The organism is Streptomyces colonosanans, assembly GCF_001866645.1.
Classification (GTDB): Bacteria; Actinomycetota; Actinomycetes; order Streptomycetales; family Streptomycetaceae; genus Streptomyces; species Streptomyces colonosanans.
Genome location: NZ_MLYP01000004.1, coordinates 93,419 through 116,229 on the forward strand (window position 1 = coordinate 93,419; position 22,811 = coordinate 116,229).

Here is a 22,811-nt window from a genome sequence, read left to right on the forward strand (position 1 = left end):
GATGAGTGTGGAGACCAGAACACCCCGCACACCCACGGGGGACCGATCGTCGGGATTCGACGACACCCCCGTGCTGAGCATGGTGAAGGTGCCGAGCGATCCGGCGCAGGTCATCGTCAATCACGCGAGCTTTCGTGTGCAGTTGGGCGCGTCGGCGCGGCGCGCCCAGCCCTCGAGGGTCGTATGGCAGGCGACCGCCCCCCAGGACGTCGCGCGCATGCCCCACGCCGGTACGGCGGGCAGAGCCGGTCCGTCCGGTGGTACCGGCCGTCGCCGTCGGCCGGTCGTCTGGAGTGGGAGGTCCGCGTCCGACGACACCGGCGCCCACCGGCTGCTGCAGGCCGCGCGGAGCACGAGCGTGGCCTATGGCGAGGAACTGACCGTGAACGCGGGCGCGCCCCAGGTCATCCCGTACATCGGCGTCGGCGGTCTGCCGCGCACCGACGGCTACGACGACCCGACCGCACGGACCGTCGAGACACCGACCGTCGGCGGCGGATACGGCTACGACGACCCGACCGCACGGACCGTCGAGACACCGACCGTCGGCGGCGGGTACGGCCACGACCTGGGCCAGACCCGGCTGCTCCCGCACATGCGCAGCCCCGGCAGCACATACGACGGGCCCGTCTACGGTCCATCTGCCGACGACGAGCCGGCTTACGGCGAACCGGCCTACGGGGCCCGGGAGTTCCTGGACAAGGAACCGCCCGCGGGGCCGCCCCCGGGCAGGCGGCATGCCGGCGACCAGGTGCGGCACGCCTATTACCCCGGCCGCCGTATGAACCTCGGCGTGGTGCTGCTGCCCCTCCGCATCGTCCTCGGCTTCATCTCCCTCTACGCCGGTATGGGCAAGCTCTGCGACCCCGTCTACTTCGACGGCGGCAAGCGGGGCTCCATGGTCAGATGGCTTCACACGCTGCACCCCTGGGAAGTCGCCGAGCCGCTACGGCAGTTCGCGCTCCAGCACCCCGTCGGCACCGGTCTCGTCGTGGCCTTCCTCCAGGTGATCGCGGGTGTGCTCACGGTCCTCGGCCTGTGGCAGCGCGTCGCGGCCGTGACCGGTGCGGTGCTCTCCGCCGCGCTGCTCGTCACCGTGAGCTGGAAGGCGGCTCCCGTGTACGAGACGCCCGACATCATCTATCTCGCGGCCTGGTCACCGCTGATCATCGCCGGGGCGCCGGTGTACTCCGTGGACGGACGCCTCGCGGGCAGCGCATGGCGCCGGCTCGGGCCGCGGTCGGGTATCTGGGAGCTGCGGCGGTATGTGCTGCGCCGCGGCGCACTGGTGACGGCGCTCGTGACCGGGCTGACGCTGCTCGTCGGGTCGCTGCTCGGCGGGGCGGTCCGGGACGCGAACCGCGTGGTCGTGCCCGGCCCCGGCGAGGCGCCGCGCAACGAGCTCCCGGGTTCACCGCTGCCCGGGACACCGGGCGGCCGGCGGCACCAGGCGAGCCCCTCGGCCTCGCAGCCGCCGGCGACGCGAGGCACGACGTCGTCTCCGTCGGGCGCGGCCACGACGCGGGGGACGGGCGGTGCGACGGGCGCCACCGGTGCGCCGGGGGGCACCGGCAGGGCGGGCGTGACGGGCTCGGTCACGGGTGGCCGGCCGAGCCAGACCCAGGGCACGGTGGGCCAGGTCCCGCAGCGGCACTCGGCGCCGTCGCGGCAGGCCCCGAGCACCAGCGGGGGACCGTCGTCCTCCGGCGGCAGCGGCACGGGCGGCCCGACGGGCGGGTCGAGCGGCAGCGGCGGGGGCGGCGGCTCCGGAGGCTCGGACCGTCTGGTGGGCGGTCTGCTGGGGTAGTCCGCGGCTGACACATGGGTGGGCCCCGCGCACGTAGTGCACGGGGCCCACCTGCTATGTCAACCGGGCGTCAGTGCCCCAGCGCCGCCAGTTCCCTGGCCGCCTCCGAGAGGTCCTTCGCCGTGTCGATGGCCCGCCAGTACGCGCCCTGCGGGATCGGGAAGCCGGCCAGACGGCGTTCCCGAGCGAGGCGGGGGAACGTCGTGCGCTCGTGGTCGCCGCGCTCGGGGAGCAGCTTGGCGAACTCGGCGGAGAAGACGTAGACGCCCGCGTTGACCTCGTACGGCATCGGCGGGGCCTCGATGAAGTCCGTGACGTGGCCGAATCCGTCCGTCTTGACGGTGCCCCACGGGATGCGCGGGCGCGCCAGCGCGAGCGTGGCGACCGCGTCGCGCTCGGTGTGGAAGTCGGCCAGGTCGCGCAGGGAGAACCGGGTCCAGATGTCGCCGTTCGTCGCGTACCACGGCTTGTCGGGGTGGGGGAGGTGTTCGGCGGCGTACCGCAGGCCGCCACCGCGGCCGAGCGGCTCCGTCTCGACGACCGTGGTCACGCGGACGGGCAGGTCGGTCGCGTCCAGCCACTTCTGCAGAACCTCGGCGAGATGGCCGCAGGAGACCACCACGTCCGTGACACCCTCCTCGGCGAGCCAGGCGAGCTGGTGGCCGATGATCGGGGTCCCGGTGCCCGGGATCTCCACCATCGGCTTGGGCCGGTCGTCGGTGTACGGGCGCAGCCGTGAGCCCTGGCCGCCGGCCAGAATGACGGCTTGAACGGGGCGCGAGGCGGCGTGCGGATCGGTCATGACCCGAACTGTACGTCGCGCCCCGTCCGCCGTTTCGGACGGTGGCCCGTCCCTCGGCCGGCCGGCGTGCGGCGGTGCACGCCGCCGACGCCTGGAACGGACGCCCTTGGGGTGCGGGCGTCAGCTGTGCTGCGCCGCCACGCCCGAGGCGAAGGAGGTGTCGCAGGCCGGGCGGGCGTAGGACTGGGCGCGCGAGGCACCGTAGACGCGGACGGCGGCGCGGCCCAGGGCGCGGGCGATCGACGCGCAGTGCCTGGCCAGCGACGGCCTGCCGTTGACCGCCTGCTGGAGGTGGGTGAGCGCGACCCCCGGGTTCCTCTCCTGGAGTTCCAGCAGAAGCCGGTCACGCAGCACGTCCTGCGGGGCGCGGGAGGAGCCGGCCGCTGGGGAAACTTCCGCGGCGGCGAGCACCGAAGTCGAGGGATTCCCCGACCAGTTGACGCGGGTGACCGCCAGGGTCCCGGACAGCACCAGGACGACGGGCAGAACAAGGGCGAGGGTGCGGCCGACCCGGCGGGCCGGCCCACGGCCACGCTGTGTCCGTGGAGTAGTGGAGTGCTTCACGCGAGTGAGAGTAGCGCCAGGTAGTGATTTGGCGACATTTAGTCACCGGTTCGAGGGATGCGAAAACCGTGTTCTCGGGGTAGCAGGTTGACGCACACCCATCGAAATGCCCTCGTTCGCCGGGTGTTTGTCGACAACGAAGAGGGTCCCGTGGCAGGCCACGGGACCCTCTTCGTCAATCTCGGGAAATTCACCCGCGACGGGGTGTGAACCCGGAACAGCCGGTGGACGGACCTCAGTCGGAGAGGCGCTCACCCGTCGACGTCGAGAAGACGTGGGTCTCGCCCGGCCGCGGCACGACGTGCACGGTGGCGCCCTTCTCCGGGACCGCGCGGCTGCTGACGCGGACGACGAGGTCCCTGGGCTCGCCGCCGACCTCGACGGTGCCGTAGATGTACCCGTCGGCGCCCGTCTCCTCGACCACGTTCACGGAGACGGCCAGGCCGGCCGGGGCGTCGGCGCTGTCCTTGGACAGGGAGGCGGGGGCGCCGCCTTGCTCCACCACGTCGAAGTGCTCGGGCCGGACACCGACCGTGACCGTCCTGTCGCCCTTGTCGGTGGCGGCCTTCAGCGCCTCGCGGCTGACCGGCACCACGCTGTTGCCGAACTTCACCCCGCCGTCGGTGATCGGTACCTCGACCAGGTTCATGGCCGGGGAGCCGATGAACCCGGCGACGAACAGGTTGGCGGGCTTGTCGTACATGTTCCGCGGGGTGTCGACCTGCTGGAGCAGACCGTCCTTGAGCACGGCCACCCGGTCGCCCATCGTCATGGCCTCGACCTGGTCGTGGGTGACGTAGACGGTGGTGATGCCGAGGCGCCGCTGCAGGGAGGCGATCTGGGTACGGGTGGAGACGCGGAGCTTGGCGTCGAGGTTGGACAGCGGCTCGTCCATGAGGAACACCTGCGGCTCGCGCACGATGGCGCGGCCCATGGCGACACGCTGGCGCTGACCGCCGGAGAGCGCCTTCGGCTTGCGGTCCAGGTACTCGGTGAGGTCGAGGATCTTCGCGGCCTCCTCGACCTTCTTCCGGATCTCCGCCTTGGGCACTCCGGCGATCTTGAGCGCGAAGCCCATGTTGTCGGCAACCGTCATGTGCGGGTAGAGCGCGTAGTTCTGGAACACCATGGCGATGTCCCGGTCCTTGGGCGGCAGGTGCGTGACGTCGCGGTCGCCGATACGGATGGTGCCGCCGTTCACGTCCTCCAGGCCCGCCAGCATGCGGAGTGAGGTGGACTTGCCGCAGCCGGACGGGCCGACCAGGACGAGGAACTCCCCGTCCTCGATCTCGATGTCGAGTGCGTCGACGGCGGGCTTGTCGGAACCCGGGTAGATCCGGGTCGCCTTGTCGAACGAGACAGTGGCCATGGTGAATGGGCCCCCTTCACCGGCAGGAACGTGCCGGACGATCCGTTGTAAAGGTGGTGTGCCACTACGGGGTTCCGTTGTGGTGTAGTCCACAAGAGTGAACTGGCTCAGGACGGTACCCGGCGCCGTCGGCTCTGTCAGTACCGGGGTGACTGCGAGCTTCGCGGAATATTCGACGGTGCCGGGCCGGGACGTGGGTACACTGCACGAGCACGCATGTGCAGGCCTCCTTAGCTCAGCTGGTCAGAGCGCCGCTCTTGTAAAGCGAAGGTCGTCGGTTCGAATCCGACAGGGGGCTCTGCGAACCACCTGGGACAACGCCCTCACGATCATGGATCGTGAGGGCGTTGGCGTCAGTTTTCGACGCTGGAGCCCCCGGGGGCGACCAGGCCCGTCTCGTAGGCGAGGACGACGGCTTGCGCGCGGTCGCGGAGGGCGAGCTTGGCGAAGATCCGTGCGACGTGGGTCTTCACGGTGGCCTCGCTGAGGGTGAGGGCTTCGGCGAGTTCGGTGTTCGACAGGCCGCGGCCCATCAGGGTCAGCACCTCGAGTTCACGCGGGGGCAGCGGGGCCAGGTCGAGGTGGACCGCGGTCGCGGCGGCGGGGCCGTAGGACGTGTCGGTGCGGCCGGCCTCGCGGGCGGTCGCGTAGCGCTCGACCAGACGGCGGCTGATCGAGGGGGCGAGCAGTGCGTCGCCGGTGTTCACCAGTCGTACGGCTGCGGTGAGGTGGGCGGCGGTGACGTCCTTGAGCAGGAAGCCGCTCGCCCCGGCGGCGAGGGCCGCGTAGACGTAGCGGTCGAGGTCGAATGTGGTGAGCACGAGGACCCGGCAGTGCGGGAGCAGCCGCAGGACGCGTTCGGCGGCTTCCAAACCGTCCAGGTTGGGCATCCGGACGTCCATCAAAACGACGTCCGGACGCAGCCGTTCGGCTTCCGCGACGGCCTGCACGCCGTCCGCGGCCTCGCCGACGACCTCGATGCCGCGCGAGGTGAGGATGAGGCGGAAGCCGGTCAGGGTCCCGGCTACGAACCGTCAGGCGTATGGCATCGCCCCCCGACGCGGTCGTGTGCCCCTTCACCCACGTGGTTCATACGAGTCGCGCGCTCCCTGCGGCCGGAACACGATCGAGGAACGCTGACGTCGCGTCACCCGCGGCCGATGTCGACCTCCGCCCGGTGAAGGAGATGTGCCCTCAATGACCACAACGTCTGAACGTGTTTCAGAACCGATGACGCGACAGGTGTCGAAACGAGTCTCCCAGTCCGTGTTCGACGGCTCCCAGCTCCGTGTCGTCCTGCTGGTGGACGTCTACGACGGAGCGCAGCCGGAGTTCCTGAAGGCGTACGAACAACTGTGCAGCCAGGTCGCGTCCGTCCCGGGACACATCAGCGACCAGCTCTGCCAGTCCATCGACAACCCGTCCCAATGGCTCATCACCAGCGAGTGGGAGAGCGCTCCGCCCTTCCTCGCCTGGGTGAACAGCGAAGAGCACGTGCAGATGGTGAGGCCGCTGCACAGCTGTGTCCGCGACACCCGTTCGCTGCGCTTCCACATCGTCCGCGAGACCGGCGTCGGAGTGCCGGCCGAGTCCGCGGGCAGGCGGCTGCAGACGGCCCCCCGGATCGGCGACGGCGTGATCCGCCACGCGATCACCTTCACGGTCAAGCAGGGCAGTGAGGCGGCCGTCGCCAAGATCCTCGCCGGCTACGCCCCGCCCAAGGCGCGGGTCGACGACACCACACGGCTGTGCCGTACCTCCCTGTTCATGCACGGCAACCGGGTCGTGCGGGCCATCGAGGTGGAGGGCGACCTGCGCGCGGCGCTGCGACACGTGGCCCAGCAGCCCGAGGTGCGGGCCGTCGAGCAGGCCATCAACCCGTACCTGGAGCAGCAGCGCGACTTCAACGACCCCGAGGCCGCCAGGATCTTCTTCACCCGGGCGGCACTGCCCGCCGTGCACCATGTGACGGCCGGGCAGGAGTGCCCGGAGGCCGAGCGGTATGCGCTGTACTACCCGGCCCGTCCAGGTCGCGGTATGGAACTGGCCCGGCTCCTCTCCCAGCAGGACGAGGCGCAGGCCGCCGACGCCGACAGCCCGGTCTGCGGCAGCACGATCTTCCAGCGTGACGACATCGTGGTGCGGTTGATCGACGTGCGGGGCGGCCTCGGCGCCGATCCCGTCCGGTCGCTCGGCCTCCGCGACGCCGAGCAGGCGGCCGAGCTGTCGGCCCTCCTCGACGACGGCGCCCCCGGCCTGGACGCGTCCGCGCTGAAGAACGGCGACCTCATGCCCTTCCTCGAGTTCGCCCGCATGGGCCTCGTCACCGACCGCCGAGCGGCCGAGGCCTGACCGGCCCACGCCGGCCACGCCCCCTGCCGACGCAGCACACCATCGGAGGAACGACGTGATCAAACCCCGTCCCAAAATCGTGGATCTCAGCGAGACCGACCCCAACCGCAGACGCGGAGGCGATCTGCGCGCCATGCTCACCCCGGCCACGGTCGGGTCCACCAGCGGTTTCATGGGCGTGGCCATCGTGGAGCCCGGCGACCGCATCGGCGAGCACTATCACCCGTACTCCGAGGAGTTCGTGTACGTCATCTGCGGACAGCTGGAAGTGGACCTGGACGGCGACCCGCACCCGCTGCGGCCCGAGCAGGGGCTCATGATCCCCGCCTATATGCGCCACCGCTTCCGCAACGTCGGCGACGAGGAGGCCCGCATCGTCTTCCACCTGGGCCCGCTCGCCCCGCGCCCGCAGCTCGGCCACGTCGACACGGAGGAGAGCGACGTCGTCGCGGTCGCCGTAGAGGGAGCCGGGGCGGGCGGTGCCCGGCCGGCCGACCGAGACCAGGTCCCTTCATGACCCGGCGCGTGGCGGTCACCGGCATAGGCGTCGTGGCACCGGGCGGCATCGGCGTACCGGCGTTCTGGGATCTGCTCACGGCCGGCCGTACCGCGACGCGGGGCATCACGTTCTTCGACCCGTCCGGCCTGCGCTCACGGATCGCCGCCGAGTGCGACTTCGACCCGGCGGCCCACGGGCTGGATCCCGAGGACGTCGAACGCGCCGACCGGTACATCCAGTTCGCCCTGGCCGCCGGCGAGGAAGCCGTCCGGGACGCCGGGCTCGACCTGGCTCGGGAGGACCCCTGGCGGGTGGGGGTCTCCCTGGGGACCGCGGTCGGCGGCACCACCCGTCTGGAGCACGACTACGTCCAGGTCAGCCATCACGGGCAGCGCTGGGACGTGGACCACCGCGAGGCGGACCCGCATCTGCACCGCGCGTTCTCGCCCAGCACGCTCGCCTCGATGGTGGCGGAGCGCTTCGGGGCCCGTGGGCCGGTGCAGACCGTCTCCACGGGCTGCACGTCGGGTCTCGACGCGGTCGGATACGCCTTCCACACCGTCGAGGAGGGCAGGGCCGACATCTGTGTGGCCGGGGCGTCGGACTCGCCGATCTCACCGATCACCATGGCCTGCTTCGACGCGATCAAGGCCACGTCCCCGAACAACGACGACCCGGCGCACGCCTCCCGCCCCTTCGACGCCGACCGTGACGGGTTCGTCATGGGCGAGGGCGGTGCGGTGCTGGTCCTGGAGGAGTTGGAACACGCGCGGGCCCGCGGCGCGCACGTGTACTGCGAGATGGGCGGCTACGCCACGTTCGGCAACGCCTACCACATGACCGGGCTGACCAAGGAGGGTCTGGAGATGGCCCGGGCGATCGACGTCGCGCTGGACCACGCCCGCCTCGACGGCTCGTCGATCGACTACGTCAACGCCCATGGCTCGGGCACCCGGCAGAACGACCGTCACGAGACGGCCGCGGTGAAGCGGGCCCTGGGCCACCACGCCTACGACACGCCCATGAGCTCCATCAAATCCATGGTGGGCCACTCCCTCGGGGCGATCGGGGCGATCGAGGTCGTGGCCTGTGTGCTGGCCCTGGCCCACCAGGTCGTACCGCCGACCGCGAACTACGAGACCCCCGACCCCGAATGCGACCTGGACTACGTGCCACGCGCAGCCCGCGAGCGGAGACTGAACAGTGTGCTCTCCGTGGGCAGCGGGTTCGGCGGATTCCAGTCCGCGGTGGTCCTGACCCGGCCGAGGGAGAGGACACGATGAACGCACCGCACGTTCGGCGCGCCGGCGTCACCGGAATTGGCGTCGTCGCGCCCAACGGAACGAGCACCGACGCCTTCTGGAAGGCCACCCAGGAGGGAATGAGCGTCCTGGACCGGGTCACCCGCGAAGGGTGCGAGCACCTGCCGCTGCGGGTGGCCGGCGAGGTCCGTTCCTTCGACCCGTCGGCAGCTGTCGAGGAGCGCTTCCTGGTCCAGACCGACCGGTTCACGCACTTTGCGATGGCCGCCGCCGATCTCGCGTTGGCGGACGCCCGGCTCGGCCAGGCCGACGCCGACAGCGCGCCGTTCTCCCTGGGCGTGGTCACCGCGGCCGGCTCCGGTGGCGGCGAGTTCGGGCAGCGCGAGCTGCAGCGACTGTGGGGGAAGGGAAGCCGGTTCGTCGGCCCGTACCAGTCCATCGCCTGGTTCTACGCAGCCAGCACCGGCCAGATCTCGATACGCCGCGGGTTCAAGGGCCCCTGTTCGGTCGTCGCCGCCGACGAGGCCGGCGGCCTGGACGCCCTCGCGCACGCCGCGCGGGCCGTGGGGCGCGGCACCGACGCGATCGTGGCCGGCTCGACCGAGGCGCCGCTCGCCCCCTACTCGGTGGTCTGCCAGCTCGGCTACGAGGAGCTGAGCACCGTCGAGGACCCGGCGCGGGCCTACCGCCCCTTCACTGACGGCGCCTGCGGGTTCGTGCCTGCCGAAGGCGGCGCCATGCTCGTCGTGGAGGAGGAGAACAGGGCCCGTGAGCGGGGCGTGCAGGTCCGGGCCACGATCGCCGGACACGCGGCCACGTTCACCGGGGCCTCCCGCTGGGAGCTGTCCCGGGAGGGGCTCGCCCAGGCGATCCGCGGAGCCCTGGACGAGGCCGGCTGCGCCCCCGAGGAGATCGACGTCGTCTTCGCCGACGCCCTCGGTGTACCGGAGGCGGACCGTGCCGAGGCGCTGGCGATCGCCGACGCCCTGGGCACCCACGGCAGGCGCGTGCCGGTCACGGCGCCCAAGACCGGCACAGGCCGCGGCTACTGCGCGGCGCCCGTACTGGACACCGCGGCGGCGGTGCTCGCGATGGAGCACGGCCTGATCCCACCCACCCCCAATGTCTTCGACATCTGCCATGACCTCGACCTGGTGACCGTCCGAGCCCGTCCCGCCGAGCTGCGTACGGCGCTGGTCCTCAGCCGGGGACTCATGGGGTCGAACTCGGCGCTCGTGCTGCGGCACAGCGCCATCGAGTGAGCCCGCTCGGCACCGGTTGTGGCGCCCCGAAGGCGAACGACCGGACAGGCGGCGCCTCGTGGTGAGGCCGCCCTGGAGCAAAGGAGAGAACCGAATGAGTGCCCAAATCACCGTGGAAGAACTGGCCGAGCTGATGAAGAAGGCTGCCGGCGTCACCGTCGCGCCGCAGGACCTCCAGCAGCAGTACGACTCCGCTTTCGACTCGCTCGGCATCGACTCGCTGGGCCTGCTCGGCATCGTGGGCGAACTGGAGAACCGGCACGGTACGCCGATGCCTCCCGACGCGGAGCGCTGCAAGACCCCCCGGCAGTTCCTCGACCTCGTCAACAACACCCTGATGGCAGGAGCCTGACATGGCCGGACATACAGAGAACGAGATCACCATCGCCGCGCCGCTGGACCTCGTCTGGGACATGACCAACGATCTGGAGAACTGGCCGCAGCTGTTCAGCGAGTACGCGTCCGTCGACGTACTGTCCCGCGACGGGAACCGGACGACCTTCCGGCTGACCATGCATCCCGACGAGAAGGGCACGGTGTGGAGCTGGGTCTCGGAGCGGGAGACGGATCGCGCCGCGCTCAGCGTCAAGGCCCGCCGCGTCGAGCCGGGGCCCTTCGCGTACATGAACATCCGCTGGCGGTACGAGGGGTTGGCCGACGGCGCCCGGATGGTGTGGACGCAGGACTTCGAGATGAGGCCCGACGCACCGGTCGACGATGCGTGGATGACCGACAACATCAACCGCAACTCGAAGGTCCAGATGGCCCTCATCCGGGACCGCATCGAGAAGGCGGCGGCCGAGCACCGGCCGGCGCCGGTCCTCGCCGACTGATCCGGGTGGAGGACAGACCGATGTACCAGGAGTTGATCGTCGCCCGTATGGCCCCGGGCTCGGCCCCGGACATCGCCGAGGTGTTCGCGGAATCCGACCGGGGAGAGCTGCCGCACCTCGTCGGGGTGGCCCGGCGCAGCCTCTTCCAGTTCGGGGACGTGTACATGCATCTCATCGAGGCCGAGCGGGATCCCGGTCCCGCCATCGCCAAGGTGGCCGGGCACCCGGAGTTCAGGGGCATCAGTGAGCGTCTGTCGGCGTACGTCAGCGCGTACGACCCCGCGACCTGGCGCTCGCCCAAGGACGCGATGGCGCACCGCTTCTACCGCTGGGAGCGGGACGCCACCGGTTGAGCCGTTCATGCGGCCGACGGTCGCCGGGCCCACGACGTCGTGGGCCCGGCGACCGTCGGCGTGCGGGGACCGGCCCCGTCCCGGCGGTCGCGGCGGGTCATCGGGGGACGCTGCACTCGAACGCGTGCAGATAGGGATTGGCCGGGCGGATCCCGTCGACGACCAGGCCCGCGCCGGTCAGCCGGCCGACCATGCTCTCGGTGGTGTGCTTCGCTCCGCCGACGTTGAGGAGCAGCAGCAGGTCCATGGCGGTGCTGAACCTCATCGAGGGGGTGTCGTCGACGAGGTTCTCGATGACCACGACCTTCGCTCCGGGCCCGCCCGCCGCGATGACGTTGCGCAGGGTCCTGGCGGTGGACTCGTCGTCCCACTCGAGGATGTTCTTGATGATGTACACATCGGCCCGGACCGGGATGGCCTCGCGGCAGTCCCCGGCCACGATGCGCACGCGGTCCGCGAGCGAACCGCCCTCGAGCAGCCGTGGGTCGGCGTTCTCCACCACGCGGGGCAGATCGAGCAGGGTGCCCCGCATCGACGGGTACTTCTCCAGCAGGCTCGCCACCACGTGCCCCTGGCCTCCGCCGATGTCCGCGACCGACGCACTGCCCGACAGGTCGAGGAGTTCCGCGACATCCCGTGCCGACTGCCGGCTGGAGGTGGTCATGGCGCGGTTGAAGACGTCGGCCGATTCCGGGGCGTCCTCGTTGAGGTAGGTGAAGAACTCCTTGCCGTACAGGTCCTCCACGACGTTCCGGCCGGTGCGCACCGCCTCGTCCAGCCGCGGCCAGGCGTCCCAGGTCCACGGTTCGGTGCACCACAGCGTGATGTTGCGCAGGCTGTGCGGGTCGTCCTCGCGCAGCAGCCGGGACATGCCGGTGTGCGCGAACGTGCCGTTCTCGTGCTCGGTGAAGACGCCGTGGCAGGACAGGGCGCGCAGCAGTCGCCGCAGCGGCCCGGGCTCGGTCTTCACCGCGGCCGCGAGGTCCTCCGCGCTCATCGGGGCGTCCCCGAGCGCGTCGGCGACCCCCAGCCGGGCGGCCGCGCGGAGGGCGGCGGCGCACGCCGCCCCGAAGACGAGTTCCCTCAGCCGCATGGACGACTGCGGTGGGGCAGGGCTGACGGTCCTCATGTGCGCCTCTCCTCGGCGAGCGCCGCCGTTTCACGCCGGGTACCTGATGTGGCATTAGTCATATTCTGTACGCTATGCCGCCGGCCGGGTCATGGAGAGCCGGATCGGCCATCCGGTGGCGTGTCCGTGGGGCAGGCGGAGGTCACCCGCGCAGCCTGCGTCCGATCTCCAGCTGTACCGCTTCCAGCGGGCGGCCGTCCTTGATCTCCCACAGGCAGTTCTGCAGCACCCGCCCCAGCGTCCAGGCCCGCGCCCGCTCCCTGTCCAGGCCCAGGACGTGGGTCAGCGCGTCGAAGCGCCACCCCGTCTCGGCGGGGTCGTAGCGGTTGTGGATCGAGGGCAGGAGGTCGAAGCCGGGGTCGCCCGCGAGGGGTTTGGGGTCGATGGCGAGCCAGGGGGCGCGGTCGGCGCCGAGGACGTTGCCGAAGTGCAGGTCCCAGTGGAGAAGGCGGTCGCCGGGTTCGGAGACCACCTCGCGCACCGCGGCCGCGCAGTCCTCCATCAGGCGCCGGTCCGCGGGGTCGGGGATCCGCTCCAGCGCCCGGGGGACCTGCTCCAGCATCGCCCGCACGACGTCACCGAGCCGGCGCATCCCCGCCGGGGCCGGTACGGACGTCAGCCGGGCCAGCAGTTCGGCGATGACGAGGACGGCTTCGCGTGTGTCGGGCAGGTGCGTGAGCATGCGCGCCTGGTCGAGGCGTTCCAGCAGGAGCGTGCACGTCGCCTCGTCGTGCTCCAGCAGCCGTACGGCCCCCTCGCCGTCCCATACGCGCAGCGCGAGCGGCTCGCCCTCGCTCTCCGCGTCCAGGAGCTGGAGCTTGAGCGCGGCCGGTGTTCCGTCGGCGCGGCGCACCGGAAGGACCAGCGCACAGACCCCGTGCAGGGAGGGCCCGTCGACCCGCAGCCGCCACCGCTGAAGGAACTCGGCCGCCCGCCGTGGCAGGTCCGCGACGAATGCCCGCCCCGCGTCCCCGTTGAACATCTCCTGCGAGGCGATCAGCTCGCCAGGCACCCGTATCACCTTCGCGACGATACTTGCCTTTGTGAGTCGGGGCATGCACTTCAGACGTCTGCCCGGGGCAGCGGTGGCGTACGTCCGCAGTGCCCCGGGGACCTACGTCTGGCTGCTGGTCCTGGTCTTCACCACCGTGGCCCTGCACCACATGCCGCCGAGCGTCGAGGACCACTTTCTGCGGCAGCGCTCCACGAACATCCACGAGCTGTCGTCCGACCCCGTGCGCGCGTTCGTCACCAGCGCGATGTGGATAGACGGCGGGTACGTGCTGCCGTACGTCGTGCTCTACACGGTCTTCCACGCGCAGGCGGAGCGCTGGCTCGGCACCGTGCGCTGGCTGGCGGTGTGCGGTGCCGCGCACGTGCTGGCCACGCTCGTCAGCGAGGGCGCGCTGCTGCTGGCGATCCGTGACGGTGCGGTTCCGTACTCGGCGGTCGACACGCTGGACTTCGGCGTGAGTTACGCGCTGGCCGGGGTGGCCGCGGTGCTCACGTACCGGATCGCCGCGCCCTGGCGGTATGCGTATCTCGCGGGCGTCCTGCTGGTGTACGGAGCCCCTCTCGCCACGTCTCCCGGATTCACCGACTTCGGGCATATCGTCTCGGTGCTGATCGGTCTCGCCTGCTACCCGCTGACCCGGGGCCGCGGAAAACCATGGAATCCGAAGGAGACACTGGCCGCCCTCAGGAGTTAACGTCCGGCGCATGAGCAGCGCAGTGGACAGCGTGGTCAACGGCGGCATCTCCTACTGGTACGCGGACGACGGCCTTCCCGCGCCGCGGGAGCCCCTCGCCGGGGACACGTCCGCCGACGTCGTGATCGTCGGCGGCGGCTACACCGGTCTGTGGACCGCGTACTACCTCAAGAAGGCGGCGCCGTTCCTGCGCATCACCGTGCTGGAACAGAAGTTCTGCGGCTACGGCGCCTCCGGGCGCAACGGCGGCTGGCTCTACAACGGTGTCGCGGGCCGCGACCGGTACGCGAAGCTGCACGGCCACGATGCGGCCGTACGGCTGCAGAAGGCGATGAACGAGACGGTCGCCGAGGTCGTACGGGTCGCCGAGGAGGAGGGCATCGACGCGGACGTGCATGTCGGCGGTGTCCTGGAGGTGGCGTACACGCCCGCGCAGCTGGCCCGGCTGGAGGCATTCCACGAGCACGAGAAGTCGTACGGCGAGAAGGACCGCGAGGTGTACGGCGCCCGGGAGACCGCCGAGCGGATCCGGGTCGCGGACGCGGTCGGCTCGACCTGGAGCCCGCACGGGGCGCGGCTGCACCCGGTGAAGCTGGTCAAGGGCCTCGCCGCGGCCGTCGAGGCGCTCGGCGTGACGATCCACGAGCAGACGCCCGTCACGGAGATCCGCCCGAAGCACGCGGTGACGCCGTACGGGACCGTCCGGGCGTCGTACGTGCTGCGCTGCACGGAGGGCTTCACGGCCTCGCTGAAGGGGCAGAAGCGCACCTGGCTCCCCATGAACTCCTCGATGATCGCGACCGAGCCGCTGACCGACGAGCAATGGGCGGAGATCGGCTGGGAGGGGTGCGAGACGCTGGGCGACATGGCGCACGCGTACATGTACGCGCAGCGCACCGCCGACGGCCGGATCGCGCTCGGCGGGCGCGGGGTGCCGTACCGCTTCGGCTCGCGCACGGACAACGACGGCCGCACCCAGCCGGCCACCGTCGAGGCGCTGTACGAGATCCTGGTCCGCTTCTTCCCGTCGCTGGCCGGGGTGAAGGTGGCCCACGCCTGGTCGGGGGTGCTCGGGGTGCCGCGCGACTGGTGCACCACGGTGACCTTGGACCGCTCCACGGGCCTCGGCTGGGCGGGCGGTTACGTCGGCTCCGGCGTCGCCACCACCAACCTTGCCGCACGCACCCTGCGCGACCTGGTCCAGCAGGACTCCGGCCAGGCCGGCGCTACCGAGCTGACCGCCCTGCCCTGGGCGAACCACCAGGTGCGCAAGTGGGAACCGGAACCGCTGCGCTGGCTCGGTGTGCACGGCATGTACGCCACCTACCGCATGGCGGACCGGCGTGAACTGGCCACGCACAGCGCCGAGTCCTCGAAGTTGGCACGGATCGCGGACCGGGTGGCGGGACGGCACTGATCTGCGGAAAGGCGGCGGGGCGGGGGCTTGCCGGGCTCCGCCGCCTCTGTGACACTGCGCGCATGATCCGCACCGCGACCCCCGCAGACGTCCCCGTCATCCATGCCCTGATCCGTGAGCTGGCCGAGTACGAGGAAGCGCTGCACGAGGCGCGGGCGACCCAGGAGCAGCTGAGCGAGGCGCTGTTCGGCGACCGCCCGGCGGCCTTCGCGCACGTCGCCGAGGACGAGGGCGGCGAGGTCGTCGGCTTCGCGCTGTGGTTCCTGAACTTCTCCACCTGGCGCGGTGTGCACGGCATCTATCTGGAAGACCTGTACGTCCGCCCGGGGGCCCGCGGTGCCGGTCACGGCAGGGCGCTCCTGACGGAACTGGCCCGCATCTGCGTCGACCGCGGCTATGAGCGCCTGGAATGGTCGGTCCTCGACTGGAACAGCCCGGCGATCGGCTTCTACAAGTCCCTGGGCGCCCGCCCGCAGGACGAGTGGACGGTGTACCGGCTGACGGACGAGGCGCTGAAGGAGCTGGGGAGCGGCACGCAGGGCTGACCGGTGCCCCGGCATGGCGCGCAGGGCTGACCGGTGCCCTGGCAGGCAACGTGCCTGTCGCGGCACTAGACCTCCGCCACCCGCAGCCCCATCTCCGCCGCCAGCACGGGAGCCAGGTCCAGGAGCTGGGCGTGGCTGATCACCGCTCCGGACAGACGGTCGAGCCCGCGGGCGACGTCCAGCTCCGCCGCGCCCCGCAGGTCCACGTCCACCAGGGTCGCCGCCGTGAGATCCGCGCCCTTGAGGACGCAGTCCGCGAACGCGACCCGCTCCAGCCGGGCGCCCCCGAAGTCCGGCTCGACCAGGACACAGCTCTCGAAGACGACGTCCTTGAGCCTGGCGTTGCGCAGGTTCAGATAGTCGATCTTGCCGCCCCGCACCAGCACCCGCTCCAGCACCGCGCCGTGCAGCTGCGCCCCGCCGAGCCGGGCGTCCACCAGCTCCACGTCGCGCAGGGTCGCCTCGGCGAGGTCCGTGCCCACGCCCCGTATGCCGGTGAGGACCGAGTCCAACACGCGCGCGTGGCGCAGCCCCGTCTCGTCCAGTGCGCAGCTCGTCAGCGCGCAGTCCATGAACCGGGCACCGGCGCCGTCCTGCCCGGCGAAGTCCAGGTCCCGGAACTCCAGCCCGTCGTAGTCCCCGTCCGGCGTCAACTCCCCGCCGGTGAACCCCACCAGCTCCGGCAGCCGCACCTCCGCCCGCCGCGCCGCTTTCACCACCCGCGTCCTGTGCACCATGCCCCCATGGTGCCCCCTACCCCTGACAATCGCTCCGACCTGCGGGTTCACCGCCGATGTCCCCGACCCCACTTGACCTCGAGCATGCTTGAGGTTGAAGGGTGGGCGTTCTGACGACAGACGACGCAGACCACGAGGAGCCCGCCCATGCACGCCATCCGCCTGTACGCCTTCGGCCCGGCCGAGAACCTGACGTACGAAAAGGCCGAGGACCCCGAACCCGGCCCCGGACAGGTCCGCATCGCTGTCGCCGCGGCCGGCGTGCACCTCATGGACACGGCGCTCAGGGAGGGCGAGACGGGCCCGGCGCCCGGCCCGACGCCCCTGCCCACGATTCCCGGCCGTGAGGTCGCCGGCACCGTCGAGTCCCTCGGGGAGGGCGTCGACGCCCGCTGGCTCGGCAAGCGGGTCGTCGCCCACCTCGGCTTCGTACCCGGAGGCTACGCCGAACTCGCCGTCACGGACCTGGGCCGCCTCCACGAGACACCGCCGGACCTCGACCACGCGCAGGCCGTCGCCATGATCGGCACGGGGCGTACGGCGATGGGGATCGCGCAGTTCGCCGACCTCGGCCCCGGATCCGTGGTCCTGATCCCCGCCGCCGCAGGCGGGATCGGCACTCTCCTGGTGCAGTACGCCGTGCACGCGGGCGCCACGGTGATCGGGCTCGCGGGCGGGGCGCGGAAGGCCGCACGGGTGCGGGAGAACGGCGCGGACCTCGCCGTCGACTACCGGGAGCCCCTGTGGGCGGACCACCTCGAGACCTACCGGGGCCGGGTCACCCACGTCTTCGACGGCGTGGGCGGCGCCGTGGCGCGCACGGCCGTCGGCCTGCTCGCCCCGGGCGGCAGGCACATCGTCTTCGGCTGGTCCGCCGAGGGGATCCGGGGCGGGGAGCCGTATCTCGTCGAGGGCGTCTCCGAGCAGGTCCTCGGTCCCGTGATGATGCAGAAGGCGGGCGGCCCCGACCCCCTGCGCACCCTGGAGCTGCGAGCCCTCGCCGAGGCCGCCGCGGGCCGCCTCGCACCGGCCGTCCAGCGCTTCCCGCTCGCGGAGGCGGCCGCGGCCCACCGGGCCCTGGAGAACCGGGAGACGACCGGAAAGGTGGTGCTGGAGCCTTGAGCACCGCCCGGACGGACGTGGCCGTGGCTACCGGCGCGCGGGCTAGGACACCCGGGGGAAGCGGGCCTCGAGGGTCCAGATCGCCGGGTTGTCCCGGAGCCCCTCGTGGAGGTCGGTCAGGTCGGCGATCAGGTCGTGCAGGAAGTCCCGTGACTCGCGGCGCAGTTCGGCGTGGGAGAAGGTGAGCGGCGGCTCGGACGTCGGCAGCCACTCCGCCTCGATGTCCACCCAGCCGAAGCGGCGCTCGAAGAGCATGCGGTCGGTGGACTCGGTGAAGTCCAGCTCCGCCTGCTGCGGCCGGGCGGCGCGGCTGCCGAGCGGGTCGCGGTCGAGCCGCTCGACGATGTCGCACAGCGCCCACGCGAAGTCGAGCACCGGCACCCATCCCCAGGCTGTGGACAACTCCCGGTCCGTCTCGGTGTCGGCGAGGTAGACGTCACCGCAGAACAGGTCGTATCGCAGCGCGTGGACGTCCGCGCGGCGGTAGTCGGTCTGCGGGGGGTCGGGGAAGCGGTTGGAGAGGGCGTAGCCGATGTCGAGCACGGGGTGATGGTGTCACGCCACGCCAGGCCCGCCGTCGCGGGCCACACCCTGGGGCCACGGTCGCCCCCACCCCGCCGACACCTCCTGCGCTCAGGAGGGCCGGTGGTCGGCCGACTCCGCCAGCAGTTCGGCCAGCCGGGGCGGCCATACGGGCTCCGGCGCTTCGGCGAGTTCCTGCCGGGTCCACCAGCGCCAGCCGAGGATGCCGTCCTCGGCGTGGGCGGTGGCCAGGTGCGCGCCGCCCGGCTCGCGGCGCGGGCCGTGGGTGACATAGATGTGCTCGTGCTGGCGGACGCGGATTCCCGTGGGGGTCCCCCCTGCTCGAGCACAGTCGAGAGCTTGGGGGAGGGTGAAGTCGTGCTCCCATGTGCACAGCAGTGGGCCGGGCTCCAGGTCCGTCCAGCCGGTCTCCTCGCGCAGCTCGCGCACCGCACCCTCACGCGGGGTCTCGTCCGCTTCCAGGCCACCGCCGGGCAGCGCCCAGTGCACACCCACCTCGACGTTGTCGTAACGGAAGAGGAAGACCGATCCCTCGGGATCGACCACGGCGACGCGGGCCGCCCGGCGCGGGGTGCGCAGTTCCTTGCGCAGTACGGCGCAGGCGCGGCCGAGTCGGCGGTCCGGGCGGTGGTCGATGGTCTCGTAGCCGAGGGCCGTCCAGAAGGCGAGTCCCCTGGGGTTGTTCTCCAGCACCGCGAGCCGGACGGCGGTGCGGCCCGCGGCGCGGAAACGGTCCTCGACGAGTGACGCGAGCCGCCGTCCGTATCCCTGCCGCTGCGCCCCCGCGTCCACCATCAGCAGGCCGATCCACGGGTCGGGGTCGGCCGGGTCGGGGTGGTGGGCGAGCGTTATCGCGATCCCCACCAGGCGCCCCGCGCTGCGGGCGAGGAGGACCTCCGCGTCCGGGTGCGCCAACTCGTCGGCCAGCGCGGCCGCCACCTGCTCCGGTTGGATGCCGTCCGGGTCCGGGAAGTCGCCGCTCAGGGCATGGAACTCGCGGTTGGAGGCGTACAGCGCGGTGAGTTCGGTGAGCAGCGGGGCCGGGATGTCGTGGTCGGCTGTGAGAGGGAGCGGGGTGAGGATCATGTGCGGCAACGTAACGCCGACAACGGCTGTGCGGAACAAGCGAGTTCAGGCTCAGACGTCGTTGCGTTCGGTCAACTGCCGTGCCGTTGCCCCAGCAGGCGGGCCTGTTCCCTCTTCAGCTGGGCGAATCCCATGCGCGCGTACGTGGCATAGCCTGCAGCCTCATCTGCTACCGCAGGCCGGCTGCCAGACGTGCCGCACCCGCACCTGGGACGATCCATGACGTGATCGAATGGATGCACCGCACTCCGCGCTGGGTGGTGATGCTGGTCTGCGTCATCGCAGCAGGCCTGCTCTTCGTCGGCGCCGTCGCGCACATCACCGATCTCTTCCACCACGGACTGCGTCCTTACAGCTGGGCACCCGGGTGGCTCAACCTCTACTGGTCCTCGCTGGCGCTCTTCGACCCGCTTGCCGCCGCGCTACTGGTCGGCGGGAAGCGTCGAGGTACTGACCTGGCGTGCGCCATCATGACGACCGACCTCGCCGCAAACTGGTACGCGACCTATGGCATCCAGCACAGCACCCTGGTTGCGCAGCCCGGCCTCCAACGACTGATCGCCTTCGCCGTACTCGTCTTGGGAACGGCGCCGTTCATCCGACGACACCTCACCGATTGAGATGACTGCTTGGAACGGCTCGGCGGACGGCTGCGGTCCTGGGGGTGTACCGGCTGTGGTGTGACACATTCGGAAGAAGTGTCACACTTGCGGATCTCTCCCTGTATAGCCGCCCCTTTCGGCGAATGCCTGCGCTCAGCGCAATGAGTTGAATACGCTGCGTCTTCCTACTGGTGCGAGCACGGTCCCGAGCGGGGCCGCAACGCCGTGGAGGAGGGCGCGATGCCGCCGAGACGGGTGATCACGGGACGCAGTCAGGAGCCGCGGCGGCGGTTCGCGGAGGAGCTCCGGTTACTGCGTACGGAGCAGGGGTTGAGCCTGCGGAAGCTCGGCGAGGCGCTGGGCTGGGACTGGTCGCTGTTCGGGAAGATGGAGAGCGGGCAGACACTGGGGAGCCCTGAGGTGGTGCAGGGGTTGGACCAGTACTACGGGACGCCGGGGTTGCTGTTGGCGTTGTGGGAACTGGCGGTGGGGGATCCGTCGCAGTTCAAGGAGCAGTACCGGCGGTACATGTTGCTGGAGGCCGAGGCGATGAGCTTGTGGCACTTCGGGGTGAGCATCCTGCCCGGCCTGCTCCAGACAGATGGGTACGCACGTGAGGTCCTCGCGCTGGGTGGCGCCAAGGGCAAGGAGTTGGACCAAGCGGTCGAGGCGCGGACCGGTCGGCGGAAGCTACTGGAGGGGGACGACGCACCGCCGTTTCGCGCCCTCCTCTCCGAGGCGGTACTGCGTACGCCGCTGGGTGACGTGGGGGAGTGGCGGGAGCAGTTGGAGTTCCTGCTCGACGCATCTGAGCGGCCGAACATCACGCTTCAGGTGCTGCCACAAGGTGTTGGCCTGCACGGGCTGGTGAGCACCGCCGTAATGTTCCTGAGGCTGCTGGACGGGAAGACGGTGGCGTACACGGAGAACGCGCATCGTGGTGAACTGGTCGAGGAAAACAGCTCTGTTGAGCGGCTGCAGCGTGCCTACGATGCAATGCGCGACGTGGCCATGTCTCCGGTCGAGTCGCGCAAGTTCGCCCTGCGGATGTTGGAGGAAGTGCCGTGCGAGGGATCGACCTGACCGACGCGACGTGGCGCAAGAGCAGCTACAGCAATCCGGACGGTGGCGAGTGCGTTGAGGTCTCCGAAGACTTCCTGAGCGCCGTTGCCTGGCGGAAGAGCTCCTACAGCAACTCCGACGGCGGTGCCTGTGTAGAGGTCGCCGACAACCTGCCCTCCGTCGTCCCCGTCCGCGACAGCAAGGACCCCGCCCGCGGAGCGCTCGTCTTCGAGGCCGGCGCCTGGGTCTCGTTCGTCGGCGCGGTCAAGGGCGGCGGGCTCCGGGGCTGACCCCCAGGCAATGGCGAGGCCCCCGGAATTCACCGAATTCCGGGGGCCTTCGCAGCGACAGCCGTCAGACGTTGACGCCGAAGTCCTGGGCGATGCCGACCAGGCCCGAGGCGTAACCCTGGCCGACCGCGCGGAACTTCCACTCCGCGCCGTTGCGGTACAGCTCGCCGAAGACCATGGCCGTCTCCGTGGCCGCGTCCTCCGACAGGTCGTAGCGGGCGATCTCCTGGCCGCCGGCCTGGTTGACGATGCGGATGTACGCGTTGCGCACCTGGCCGAAGTTCTGCGAGCGGGACTCCGCGTCGTAGATGGAGACCGGGAAGACGATCTTGTCGATGTCGGCCGGGAGCGCCGCCAGGTTGACGTTGATCGCCTCGTCGTCGCCGTCGCCCTCACCCGTGCGGTTGTCGCCGGTGTGGACGATCGAGTTGTCCGGGGTCTGCTTGTTGTTGAAGAAGACGAAGTGCTGGTCCGAGTAGACCTTGCCCTCGGTGTTGACCCCGATCGCGGACGCGTCGAGGTCGAAGTCCGTGCCGGTGGTGGTGCGGACGTCCCAGCCGAGGCCCACAGTGACGGCGGTCAGGCCCGGAGCTTCCTTGGTGAGCGAGACGTTGCCGCCCTTGGACAGGCTTACAGCCATTGTTGGGAGTCCCTTCCCTCGATCGCGTACGCGGTGCACTGTATGCCGCTTCGTACGGTCACGAAGCTACAGCTATCGGTAGGAACGTCGAGGGGGGTACATATGGTTCCGGGGTCCTTTACTTTCTTTACCCGTTTGCCGGAGTCCCCGAAAACGAGGTGACGTGGATCGGACAGGCGCGCGACCATGGAGGCATGTCCGGTCCTTCTCGGGGGTCCGGGGGGCCATCCCCCGGAAAACACAGAATCCGCGGCTCCGTCTCGCTGCCCGAGGCCGAGCTCATGTGGCGTTTCTCGCGGGCGTCGGGGCCCGGCGGACAGCACGTCAACACCAGCGACACACAGGTGGAGTTGCGCTTCGACCTGGCAAACACCGAGGCGCTGCCCCCGGTGTGGAAGGAGCGGGCCCTGGAGCGGCTGGCGGGGCGGCTCGTGGACGGAGTCGTCAGCGTGCGTGCCTCCGAGCATCGTTCGCAGTGGCGCAACCGCGAGGCCGCCGCCGTACGCCTCGCCTCCCTGCTCGCGGAGGCGACGGCCCCGCCGCCCAGGCCCCGCAAGGCGACCCGCATCCCCCGCGGCATCAACGAACGCAGGCTGCGCGAGAAGAAGCAGCGCTCGCAGACCAAGCGGGGGCGGTCGGGGCGGGACTGGGGTTAGGGCACCCCCGAGTGCTCGAACATCCGTCCGACTGTCCGGTCTAGTGCCGTGGCAGGCAACGTTTGCCCGTCAAGGAGCGGCGTCCGGTGCGTTCCCCCACGCTCGGCTTCGCTCGCGCGGGCGGTGCCCCCACCGGCGTGCCGGACGGAAGCCCTCGTACTGGACGTACT

26 protein-coding genes and 1 tRNA gene are annotated in these 22,811 nt (G+C 70.9%); 17 read left to right on the forward strand and 10 right to left on the reverse strand.

Annotated features, from left to right (window positions below):
* The first annotated feature begins 1 nt into the window (after position 1).
* Positions 2 to 1,807 carry a DoxX family protein gene (locus BIV24_RS01665; RefSeq protein ID WP_245766639.1) on the forward strand — a complete coding sequence of 602 codons (1,806 nt, stop codon included), beginning with the start codon at positions 2 to 4 and terminating at the stop codon, positions 1,805 to 1,807.
* 70 nt (positions 1,808 to 1,877) lie between these two features.
* Here BIV24_RS01665 and BIV24_RS01670 read toward each other — a convergent pair whose 3' ends face one another.
* The 3 genes from BIV24_RS01670 to BIV24_RS01680 all read right to left on the reverse strand — a co-directional run bounded on the left by BIV24_RS01670 (position 1,878) and on the right by BIV24_RS01680 (position 4,542).
* On the reverse strand, positions 1,878 to 2,609 hold the full coding sequence (locus tag BIV24_RS01670; RefSeq protein WP_071364291.1) for a nucleotidyltransferase family protein: 732 nt from the start codon (positions 2,607 to 2,609) through the stop codon (positions 1,878 to 1,880).
* A 120-nt stretch (positions 2,610 to 2,729) separates the two neighbouring features.
* Positions 2,730 to 3,173 (reverse strand): hypothetical protein, encoded by a 444-nt coding sequence (locus BIV24_RS01675; RefSeq protein WP_071364292.1) that lies wholly within the window; start codon positions 3,171 to 3,173, stop codon positions 2,730 to 2,732.
* Positions 3,174 to 3,408: 235 nt separating this feature from the next.
* Positions 3,409 to 4,542: an ABC transporter ATP-binding protein gene (locus BIV24_RS01680; RefSeq protein WP_071364293.1), complete on the reverse strand. Its 1,134-nt coding sequence runs from the start codon at positions 4,540 to 4,542 to the stop codon at positions 3,409 to 3,411.
* 224 nt (positions 4,543 to 4,766) lie between these two features.
* Here BIV24_RS01680 and BIV24_RS01685 point away from each other — a divergent pair.
* Positions 4,767 to 4,840: transfer RNA gene (locus BIV24_RS01685), tRNA-Thr, on the forward strand.
* A gap of 55 nt (positions 4,841 to 4,895) precedes the next feature.
* Here BIV24_RS01685 and BIV24_RS01690 read toward each other — a convergent pair.
* Complete coding sequence (locus tag BIV24_RS01690) at positions 4,896 to 5,558, reverse strand: response regulator transcription factor (RefSeq protein ID WP_071364294.1); 663 nt, start codon at positions 5,556 to 5,558, stop codon at positions 4,896 to 4,898.
* 181 nt (positions 5,559 to 5,739) lie between these two features.
* On the opposite strand from BIV24_RS01690, the gene BIV24_RS01695 reads away from it, so the two are divergent.
* From BIV24_RS01695 to BIV24_RS01725, 7 genes are all read left to right on the forward strand, one after another.
* A complete protein-coding gene (locus BIV24_RS01695; RefSeq protein WP_071364295.1) occupies positions 5,740 to 6,894 on the forward strand; it encodes a SchA/CurD-like domain-containing protein in 1,155 nt (384 codons plus the stop codon).
* A 55-nt stretch (positions 6,895 to 6,949) separates the two neighbouring features.
* A complete protein-coding gene (locus tag BIV24_RS01700; protein ID WP_071364296.1) occupies positions 6,950 to 7,411 on the forward strand; it encodes a cupin domain-containing protein in 462 nt (153 codons plus the stop codon).
* On the forward strand, positions 7,408 to 8,676 hold the full coding sequence (locus BIV24_RS01705; protein WP_071364297.1) for a beta-ketoacyl-[acyl-carrier-protein] synthase family protein: 1,269 nt from the start codon (positions 7,408 to 7,410) through the stop codon (positions 8,674 to 8,676). Before BIV24_RS01700 ends, BIV24_RS01705 begins: the two co-directional genes overlap by 4 nt.
* Positions 8,673 to 9,917: a ketosynthase chain-length factor gene (locus tag BIV24_RS01710; RefSeq protein ID WP_071364298.1), complete on the forward strand. Its 1,245-nt coding sequence runs from the start codon at positions 8,673 to 8,675 to the stop codon at positions 9,915 to 9,917. Before BIV24_RS01705 ends, BIV24_RS01710 begins: the two co-directional genes overlap by 4 nt.
* Positions 9,918 to 10,011: 94 nt before the next feature.
* Positions 10,012 to 10,269 carry an acyl carrier protein gene (locus tag BIV24_RS01715; protein ID WP_071364299.1) on the forward strand — a complete coding sequence of 86 codons (258 nt, stop codon included), beginning with the start codon at positions 10,012 to 10,014 and terminating at the stop codon, positions 10,267 to 10,269.
* Between the two features lies 1 nt (position 10,270).
* Complete coding sequence (locus BIV24_RS01720) at positions 10,271 to 10,750, forward strand: SRPBCC family protein (protein WP_071364300.1); 480 nt, start codon at positions 10,271 to 10,273, stop codon at positions 10,748 to 10,750.
* Between the two features lie 20 nt (positions 10,751 to 10,770).
* Positions 10,771 to 11,103 carry a TcmI family type II polyketide cyclase gene (locus tag BIV24_RS01725; protein ID WP_071364301.1) on the forward strand — a complete coding sequence of 111 codons (333 nt, stop codon included), beginning with the start codon at positions 10,771 to 10,773 and terminating at the stop codon, positions 11,101 to 11,103.
* A 97-nt stretch (positions 11,104 to 11,200) separates the two neighbouring features.
* Here BIV24_RS01725 and BIV24_RS01730 read toward each other — a convergent pair whose 3' ends face one another.
* Positions 11,201 to 12,232 (reverse strand): methyltransferase, encoded by a 1,032-nt coding sequence (locus BIV24_RS01730; RefSeq protein WP_071364302.1) that lies wholly within the window; start codon positions 12,230 to 12,232, stop codon positions 11,201 to 11,203.
* A 142-nt stretch (positions 12,233 to 12,374) separates the two neighbouring features.
* Positions 12,375 to 13,289 carry an aminoglycoside phosphotransferase family protein gene (locus tag BIV24_RS01735; RefSeq protein ID WP_071364303.1) on the reverse strand — a complete coding sequence of 305 codons (915 nt, stop codon included), beginning with the start codon at positions 13,287 to 13,289 and terminating at the stop codon, positions 12,375 to 12,377.
* On the opposite strand from BIV24_RS01735, the gene BIV24_RS01740 reads away from it, so the two are divergent.
* The 3 genes from BIV24_RS01740 to BIV24_RS01750 all read left to right on the forward strand — a co-directional run bounded on the left by BIV24_RS01740 (position 13,288) and on the right by BIV24_RS01750 (position 15,903).
* Positions 13,288 to 13,941, forward strand: coding sequence for a rhomboid-like protein (locus tag BIV24_RS01740; protein ID WP_177198600.1), 654 nt, complete (start codon positions 13,288 to 13,290; stop codon positions 13,939 to 13,941). The genes BIV24_RS01735 and BIV24_RS01740 overlap by 2 nt on opposite strands.
* A 10-nt stretch (positions 13,942 to 13,951) precedes the next feature.
* The gene (locus BIV24_RS01745; protein ID WP_071364304.1) at positions 13,952 to 15,358 is read left to right on the forward strand and encodes an NAD(P)/FAD-dependent oxidoreductase; all 1,407 of its coding nucleotides are present in this window, start codon (positions 13,952 to 13,954) and stop codon (positions 15,356 to 15,358) included.
* Positions 15,359 to 15,420: 62 nt separating this feature from the next.
* A complete protein-coding gene (locus BIV24_RS01750; protein ID WP_071364305.1) occupies positions 15,421 to 15,903 on the forward strand; it encodes a GNAT family N-acetyltransferase in 483 nt (160 codons plus the stop codon).
* 65 nt (positions 15,904 to 15,968) lie between these two features.
* Here the strand turns inward: BIV24_RS01750 and BIV24_RS35920 are convergent, their stop codons facing one another.
* Positions 15,969 to 16,640, reverse strand: a complete 672-nt coding sequence (locus tag BIV24_RS35920; protein ID WP_079167946.1) for a pentapeptide repeat-containing protein — start codon at positions 16,638 to 16,640, stop codon at positions 15,969 to 15,971.
* Between the two features lie 147 nt (positions 16,641 to 16,787).
* Between BIV24_RS35920 and BIV24_RS01760 the strand changes: the two genes are divergently transcribed.
* Positions 16,788 to 17,762, forward strand: a complete 975-nt coding sequence (locus tag BIV24_RS01760; RefSeq protein WP_071364307.1) for a zinc-binding dehydrogenase — start codon at positions 16,788 to 16,790, stop codon at positions 17,760 to 17,762.
* A gap of 42 nt (positions 17,763 to 17,804) precedes the next feature.
* Here the strand turns inward: BIV24_RS01760 and BIV24_RS01765 are convergent, their stop codons facing one another.
* Together BIV24_RS01765 and BIV24_RS01770 are read right to left on the reverse strand one after the other, a co-directional pair.
* Entirely contained in the window at positions 17,805 to 18,305 is a 501-nt protein-coding gene (locus BIV24_RS01765) for a hypothetical protein (protein ID WP_071364308.1), read from the reverse strand.
* A gap of 90 nt (positions 18,306 to 18,395) precedes the next feature.
* A complete protein-coding gene (locus BIV24_RS01770) occupies positions 18,396 to 19,391 on the reverse strand; it encodes a bifunctional GNAT family N-acetyltransferase/NUDIX hydrolase (RefSeq protein WP_071364309.1) in 996 nt (331 codons plus the stop codon).
* A 224-nt stretch (positions 19,392 to 19,615) separates the two neighbouring features.
* Here BIV24_RS01770 and BIV24_RS01775 point away from each other — a divergent pair, with 224 nt between their 5' ends.
* From BIV24_RS01775 to BIV24_RS01785, 3 genes are all read left to right on the forward strand, one after another.
* Positions 19,616 to 20,011: a hypothetical protein gene (locus BIV24_RS01775; protein WP_245766641.1), complete on the forward strand. Its 396-nt coding sequence runs from the start codon at positions 19,616 to 19,618 to the stop codon at positions 20,009 to 20,011.
* 222 nt (positions 20,012 to 20,233) lie between these two features.
* The gene (locus tag BIV24_RS01780; protein ID WP_071364310.1) at positions 20,234 to 21,076 is read left to right on the forward strand and encodes a helix-turn-helix domain-containing protein; all 843 of its coding nucleotides are present in this window, start codon (positions 20,234 to 20,236) and stop codon (positions 21,074 to 21,076) included.
* Positions 21,058 to 21,345, forward strand: a complete 288-nt coding sequence (locus tag BIV24_RS01785) for a DUF397 domain-containing protein (protein WP_071364311.1) — start codon at positions 21,058 to 21,060, stop codon at positions 21,343 to 21,345. Before BIV24_RS01780 ends, BIV24_RS01785 begins: the two co-directional genes overlap by 19 nt.
* Before the next feature lie 64 nt (positions 21,346 to 21,409).
* Here BIV24_RS01785 and BIV24_RS01790 read toward each other — a convergent pair whose 3' ends face one another.
* Positions 21,410 to 21,985 (reverse strand): TerD family protein, encoded by a 576-nt coding sequence (locus tag BIV24_RS01790; RefSeq protein ID WP_071364312.1) that lies wholly within the window; start codon positions 21,983 to 21,985, stop codon positions 21,410 to 21,412.
* A 194-nt stretch (positions 21,986 to 22,179) separates the two neighbouring features.
* On the opposite strand from BIV24_RS01790, the gene arfB reads away from it, so the two are divergent.
* Positions 22,180 to 22,641, forward strand: coding sequence for an alternative ribosome rescue aminoacyl-tRNA hydrolase ArfB (arfB, locus tag BIV24_RS01795; protein ID WP_071364313.1), 462 nt, complete (start codon positions 22,180 to 22,182; stop codon positions 22,639 to 22,641).
* The last annotated feature ends 170 nt before the right edge of the window (positions 22,642 to 22,811 follow it).